This is a genomic window from Carnobacterium sp. (assembly GCF_032094055.1).
GTDB lineage: Bacteria > Bacillota > Bacilli > Lactobacillales > Carnobacteriaceae > Carnobacterium_A.
Genome location: NZ_DAMDAK010000094.1, coordinates 225 through 7,206, shown reverse-complemented (window position 1 = coordinate 7,206; position 6,982 = coordinate 225). Strand labels below are relative to the sequence as shown.

The 6,982-nt window shown below is 32.8% G+C and carries 8 protein-coding genes; 1 reads left to right on the top strand and 7 read right to left on the bottom strand.

All coding sequences use genetic code 11. From position 1 onward, the window contains the following. The 7 genes from RT405_RS11785 to pfkB form a co-directional block, all read right to left on the bottom strand. Nucleotides 1-275, bottom strand: a 275-nt coding sequence (locus tag RT405_RS11785) for an AAA family ATPase (protein ID WP_313469910.1), incomplete at its 3' end; no start/stop codon positions are given. 14 nt (nucleotides 276-289) lie between these two features. Then, entirely contained in the window at nucleotides 290-1,030 is a 741-nt protein-coding gene (locus RT405_RS11780) for a Wzz/FepE/Etk N-terminal domain-containing protein (RefSeq protein WP_313469908.1), read from the bottom strand. A gap of 808 nt (nucleotides 1,031-1,838) precedes the next feature. Further along, the gene (locus RT405_RS11775; protein ID WP_035027569.1) at nucleotides 1,839-2,162 is read right to left on the bottom strand and encodes a four-helix bundle copper-binding protein; all 324 of its coding nucleotides are present in this window, start codon (nucleotides 2,160-2,162) and stop codon (nucleotides 1,839-1,841) included. Nucleotides 2,163-2,356: 194 nt separating this feature from the next. After that, nucleotides 2,357-3,349 carry a tagatose-bisphosphate aldolase gene (gene lacD, locus RT405_RS11770; protein WP_313469907.1) on the bottom strand — a complete coding sequence of 331 codons (993 nt, stop codon included), beginning with the start codon at nucleotides 3,347-3,349 and terminating at the stop codon, nucleotides 2,357-2,359. A 26-nt stretch (nucleotides 3,350-3,375) separates the two neighbouring features. Next, the gene (locus tag RT405_RS11765; RefSeq protein ID WP_192987369.1) at nucleotides 3,376-3,822 is read right to left on the bottom strand and encodes a PTS sugar transporter subunit IIA; all 447 of its coding nucleotides are present in this window, start codon (nucleotides 3,820-3,822) and stop codon (nucleotides 3,376-3,378) included. 29 nt (nucleotides 3,823-3,851) lie between these two features. Beyond that, nucleotides 3,852-5,273 carry a PTS fructose transporter subunit IIBC gene (locus tag RT405_RS11760; RefSeq protein ID WP_313469906.1) on the bottom strand — a complete coding sequence of 474 codons (1,422 nt, stop codon included), beginning with the start codon at nucleotides 5,271-5,273 and terminating at the stop codon, nucleotides 3,852-3,854. Beyond that, a complete protein-coding gene (gene pfkB, locus RT405_RS11755; protein WP_192987365.1) occupies nucleotides 5,260-6,216 on the bottom strand; it encodes a 1-phosphofructokinase in 957 nt (318 codons plus the stop codon). The genes RT405_RS11760 and pfkB overlap by 14 nt, the downstream gene beginning before the upstream one ends. 102 nt (nucleotides 6,217-6,318) lie before the next feature. Here pfkB and RT405_RS11750 point away from each other — a divergent pair. After that, nucleotides 6,319-6,982 (top strand): MurR/RpiR family transcriptional regulator (locus RT405_RS11750; RefSeq protein ID WP_396163787.1); only part of this gene is annotated, 664 nt, incomplete at its 3' end.

Here is a 6,982-nt window from a genome sequence, read left to right as displayed (position 1 = left end):
CGATGAATGGTTGGTTTTCGCAGATCTGAATCGACTAGAATAACCTTTTTCCCTTGCATTGAAAAAGTTACAGCCAGATTTGCTGCTACAGTTGACTTCCCTGCTCCTACCATATCTGATGTAACGGCGATGCTCTTCATCTCTTTATCAAAAATTGAAAATTGAATATTCGTTCGAATTGTTTTAAATTGTTCTGAGATAACTGAACTCGGTTTTGTCAATGTGATCAGTTTAGCTGGATTGTTTTTTGTTTCTTTTAATTTCTTTTTAAACATTACGCTTCATCCTCCTATTCTTTACTATTTGCTCTTATAAGTTCCAAATTTGGTTGCTTTGCTTCCTTTTCGGGTTCTCCTTCTTCAACACTCATTTCAAATACATTTCCTAAAATAGTCCATTCTACTTTTTCAGTAATGTAACTATTGGAACGGATGGTGTTATCGACTAATTCCAACAAGAAGGTTATGACCATTCCAAGCATTAAACCAACAATTAATCCAACTGCTGCATTCATTGGCAAGTTAGGAGAAATAGGTGTGTTTTTTGGAACAGCTTTAGAAATAATAGTCACATTATCGACTTTCATGATTTTTCCAATTTCGTTTTTAAATGTAGCTGCGATCTTATTAGCAATTCTTGCTGCTGTATAAGGGTCTTCATCTGTCACAGTTAAAGAAAAAACTTGTGAATTTTCTTCTGTACCAATTAGTATTTTTCCTGATAGTTCATCTGTTGTTAAAGGGATAGCTAAATCTTTTCTGACTAAATCTAAAATAACCGGCCCTTTGATAATGTCTTTGTAGGTATTGATCATCTTAATATCTTTATCCACGTCTCCTATTTCCACACCGGTAAGTTCAGTAGTTGTTCGATTCACTAATAGTTGAGTGCTTGAACTATATTGAGGAACTACAATGGCGACGGTATAACCAAACATCAATACCAGCCCAACAAAACCTAGTCCGATAATCAATACAGCTCTTTTCTTTAAAATTGTAAAAATGCTTGTCAAAATAAGGGTATCTTCCATAATTTCCTCCTGTAAGATGTATTTTTATCACTAGATCTTTATTCTTTAAAAAAAGGGTAAAACAAATAAACTTAATGAAACATTTTTTTAATGAAAGGGTTTCCGATAGTGAGGATAAAAAAATGATGTGTAAAGATTTATAGGGAGACAATTATTTTAGAGAACGTTCTCACTCGAAGAAAGTAAGTAGAAGAAAACTGTTAACTGATGAATAGTAGTTGAAGCTAGAATATAATTTATAATGATTTAAAATAGTGAATACTCTTTAGTATTGGTATTGAGTAGAGGGTTATGCTTCTATTTACAGTAAGAAGAAATGATAGAAACACACTGTATGGAGGCACTTTGTGAGAGGTGTGCTGTGATTACTTACAGAATTTTTTCTAAAGAGTATTCACTATGAGGGTAAACTAAATAAAGGTGAGGTAAAAATTGGAAAAAGCAGCAATTGATTTTTACTTTATTTTTCTGCTTCTAAAACATAAGGCAAAACTTTATAAAAATGTGATACAGAATAATGGTAAATTTAGTCGAATGACTAATGTAGTGGATGAAAAGTAAAGCGAAGAAGTAAAAAATAGTACTCTTAATATTATGAGAAATATTAGAGAATTCACATATTCTTTAACTTGAAGTGATTATAACATTGATTTTTTTAATAAGGAAACTATAAATTCATAAACCTGTTATTTTTCACTTAATTGTGACAGAAAAATGTCTAAAACACTTGTAAACCTTGAGAATATAAGGTTTACAAGTGTCATAATAATCTGACAATTACAATTGAGTTCTGTTTTGTTTGTTTTAATTATACTGCTTGACGGCATAATTCTGCACATTCTAGGCAAACTTTAGCACAGCGTTGGCAGTGATCCATGTCATGCTTTTCGCACTCTTTTCCGCATGCTTGACAAATATTTGCACATAAAGCTAATAAATCAGAAGTCATTGCACTTTGACGGCTAATAATCGTTGTGACAAAAGAACAAATATCGGCACATTCTCGATCCAAACGAATGCAATCCACCATCATCTTTACATCTTCTTCTTCAAGACAAGCATCGAAACATTCATTACAAACTCTTTGACATTCAAATGTTTTTTCAGCTAGTTGTAAAAATTCTTTTTTCATCTTGTCCACCTCCTTTTTATGCAACTTCCTACAATTTCTAGTATAAAGCAGAAGTAAAAATCTTACGAAGAAAACGAATTAAAAGAAATACCTTATCCTCCAAAAGGAAACAGTTATCTTTATAAAAAAACAAGTAAGAATCAGAAGTGTTTTTTCTGTATTTCTTACTTGTTTTTACTAATTTCCATAACTATTTATTTTAAGACAATCTTATCGTTCCAAGATGTGGCTGTTTTTTTCAAAACTTCATTTAGTTTTTCAATATTTTGTTTCCCTACACTTCGTAACCAATCACGCCCCGCTTCTTCTCCTTTTGTCGCAAATGGTGAAACGCCTTCTGACCAAGTTGCACGGCCACATAAAACGCCATTAAAAGTTGAACCCGCTTCTTTTGCGAATTTTAATGTCTCTTGGAACAATTTAGCCGATACACCAGCACTCAAGAAAATAAAAGGCAACTCTGTTGCATTGCTTTGTTCTTTAAAGTAGTCTAAAGCCTCTTGTTTATTATAGACTGTTTCACCTTCGGCATATCCTTCTACGTAATTCATATTGACAGGTACTTCCATCTTCAATACGTCCACATTGTAATCTGATTTAGAGAATTCTTTCATTGCTTCAATCACTTTATGCGGTTTTACTTTTGCATATTCTGTGCCTTTAACGTCTTCATTTTGTGCATCATACGTCACGATTTCTAAGAAAAAAGGAATATCTTCTGCTAAACATTCAGAACCAACACGTTCCATGAAAACATGTTTTTGTACATTTATTTTACTGTCTTCATCTACATCATAATACAACAAGAACTTAATGGCATCTGCTCCGGCTGCTTTTAAGCGTTTGACTGACCATTCAGGCAGTAGATCTGGTAAACGACCTGGTTCTGTTGCATCGTATCCAGTTTTTTCATAAGCTACTAATAAACCAGCATTTTTATCACGGACTTTCGCTGCAGGCAATCCATATTCCGGATCTAAAAGAATTGAAGTTGCATAAGGCGTCAATTCTTCAGAAACCAGTTCTTTAAACCGAATAATCCCTTTATCTCCTATATCCGTCGTACTGCCGGCAGCGATCATTTTCTTTAACGATCCTCGTTGATCGATAGCTAAAGCGCCTATAATTCCCTTCTCGTCTGATAAACGATTTAAAGCTTCTACCTTATTTTTTGTTAATTTTAACATACTCAATCTCCTTTTCATTCTCTTTTTTATTCAGAAATATATTTATTTAAAACAGTCTCTATTTTTTCTGCTGATTCCGCTTTTTTTAAATCTTTTTTTGCGTCTTCTTTCATCAACAGTCTTGCTACTTTGGATAATATTTTTAAGTGTGTCGTTCCTTTTTCTTCATCGGGTATTAATAAAGATATGATGAATTCCGTTGGTTTACCATCCATGGAATCCCATTCAATACCTTGAGTTAATTTTAATATTATTAGAGAAGCCTTTAAAATTGCTTCACTTTTAGCATGTGGAATTGCAAAACCATCCATCATACCTGTTGTTCCTTCTTGTTCACGTGTTTTTAATCCATTTAATATACTTTCCTGATTATCTCCATATCCTTGCTTAACAGCTTCTTGAGCAATTAACATAAATACTTCTTGTTGTGACTTTGCATTAACATCTAATACTACGGTTTGTTCAATTTCCATTTTCAACACTCCCCCTATTCTTTACATAGTTATACAGTTACACTTGTTTTTTGAGCTGAATGTTTACGTAAGAGGCCTAAAAGCACTCCTCCTATGATTGATCCAATTAAAATTGCTATCACCCATAAGAATCCGTTTGTTACTACTGGCAACACCAAAAATCCTCCATGAGGAGCGGGTACTTGTACTTTAAACATATAGGTTAAAACAGCTGCAATTGAAGAACCTAACATTAACGTTGGCAAAACATGAAGAGGATCTTTTGCTGCAAAAGGAATAGCTCCTTCAGTAATATGTGTAGAACCTAGAATAAAGTTTACCATTCCAGAATTGCGTTCTTCTTTATCAAAATATTTCCCAAAAAATAATACTGCAAAACCAGTTATTAATGGAGGAGCAATACATGCTGCAGAAACACCAGCCATAAAGTAAGTATTCCCTTCAGCAAGTAACGCTGTTCCTGTTACATAAGCAGCTTTATTAATAGGACCTCCCATATCAAAAGCAGACATACAACCCACAATCAGTCCTAAAATAATTGGATTCGAATCTTGGAAACCTGCTAAGAAATCCATCATGCCGGTATTAATCGCCTCCATGGGGTGTGATACCAATACCATAATAGTTCCAGTAATGGCTACTCCAATTACTGGATATAGGAAAATTGCTTTTAACCCATCAAGAGCTTTAGGCATGCCTTTTAATAATTTACTTAGTAAAAGAATTATAAAACCACCGAGAAAACCTGAAACAATTCCTCCTAAGAAGCCTGTACCTCCTGCATTAGCAATTAAACCACCAACAAAACCCACTACTAACCCAGGCCTTTGAGCTATACTTTCAGCAATATACGCAGACAAGATAGGTACCATCATACCCATAGCAAATCCACCAATATTATTTAAAGTTGCTGCTATTTCGTTATATTCTGCATTTGTTGGATCTGCTGAATAAATGCCCCATAAAAAAGAAAGTGCAATTAATACTCCACCACTTACAACAAAAGGTAACATATGAGAAACACCATTCATTAAATGTTTATAAATTTGACGCCCTATACTTGTGTTGCTTGTTGTTAAAACTGATTCTCCTTGAGAATTAGTTTCAGCAGTCTGATTATTTTTACCTGCTTTGATGGTTCCTTTTCCATTAATAGCATCTTGAATTAATTTGTCTGCTTCTTTTATTCCTTTTCCTACCGATACATCAATGATTTTCTTGCCTTTAAATCTTTCAGCATGAACATCCTTATCAGCAGCAATGATTACTGCGTCAGCTGTTTGAATGTCTAAATCACTCAATGCATTCTCTACTCCAACTTGTCCGTGTGTCTCAACTTTAATTTCAACTCCAGCTTTTTTTGCGGCTTGTTCCAATGCTTCTTGTGCCATATAAGTATGAGCAATACCTGTAGGACACCCAGTTGCAGCAATTATTTTAAATGTTGACATAACTATCTCTCTCCATTCTATCGTTAATTTTTTTAACTACTAATTCTTTTTTCAATTCTTCGACATTACTAAAGTCTGTTAGGCTAGAAGAAAAAGCAGTAGAGCTACCTGCAGCTACAGCATGTTTTAACGCTTCTTGAGTTGACCATCCTAACTCAAGTGAACCAATAAATGTCCCCAAAAGTGCATCTCCTGAACAAGCTGTATTAATAACTTTTCCTGTCGGAGCATTAACAAAAAGGGTTTCTTTTTCATTAAAAAATAAACAACCTTTCTTTCCTAAAGAAATGAGTACCATTTTTGAACCTTGTTTAACTAGTTTTCTTCCATAATAGTTTAATTCTTCCCAAGATAGTTCATCTTTTCCAAACCAACTTGCTAACTCTTCATCATTAGGCTTAATACAATAAGGCTGATAAGCAAGGCTAGTTAATACGACGTTAGAACTTGTATCAAGTACCAGTTTAAATTTGTTCTTCATAGATAACTTAGCGATTTCTAAAATAACTTCATCAGTAACTCCTCTTGGATTACTACCAGATACAAACAGAGTATCCTCATTAGTTAAAAAATTAATTTTATCTAAAAGCTGTTGAATTTGGTTTTTGTTAATTATTGGTCCTTTATTTACCAATTTATATTCTGTTCCCTTAGTTTCAACATGAGTAAATACGTTAATTCTTGTCATACCATCTACTTTTACAAAATCGGTTTTTATAACTTTTTTTTCTAACTCTTCTTCAATAAATTTTCCAGTAAATCCTCCTGAAAAACCTAAAGCCTTATTATCAATGTCTAACATTTTTAAAATAAAAGAAATATTAACTCCTTTTCCATTAGGCTGTACCTCATCTTCAGTAGCACGGTTGACTACTAATGGGTTATATTCTTTAGTAGACACAAATAAGTCAATGGCAGGATTCATAGTACATGTATAAAACATTTTATCCCTTCTTTCTTTTTCTATTCCTTTTCTTTATAATTTAAGTATGCCACAAAAAAATATGTAAAGGTTTTCATATCGAAGTCAATATGAGCTTATTTTATGAAAAGTTTTACGTTTATAAAAGGAGACTTTTTTATTAATATTCTATTTTCGAAAAACACTTCAGATAAAGAAATTCATTTTAGTAGTTCTGAGAAATACTTATTAACCTATATTGAGCAGCATTTAGATGATATTCCTGAAATATCAATCGTAAAATTAAGTGATTTAGCTAATGTTTCTACAGCAACCATTGTTCGTACAATGAAAAAAATAGGATATGATGGATTTACTTCCTTTAAACATCATTTAAAAGACAACCAAGAGCATAATCCTAAATTTGCTATTATGGATCAAGTCGATAAAAAAATTCGTGAAGCTATTATTAAAAATGAGCAAGAGGTAAATCGAACAATACAAATGCTAGACAGTGGTACCATTGAAGATGCTATCCAAAGTATAAAAGCTTCAAATAAAATAACTATTTTTGCTCGTGGCTTTTCAGAACTTATTGCTAAAGAAATGGAAGTGAAATTTCAACTTCTTGGAAAATACTGTGAACTACATGATGATCCTAATATTATTAAGAGTATTAGCAAAAAAATAGATAAGAAGGGAATAGTCATTTTTATTTCTTTGAACGGTGAAACTTCAGAGCTAGTCGAAGCAGCCAGAAATTGTAATGAACGGGATATAAGGACAATAACTTTTACCGCTAATTTAA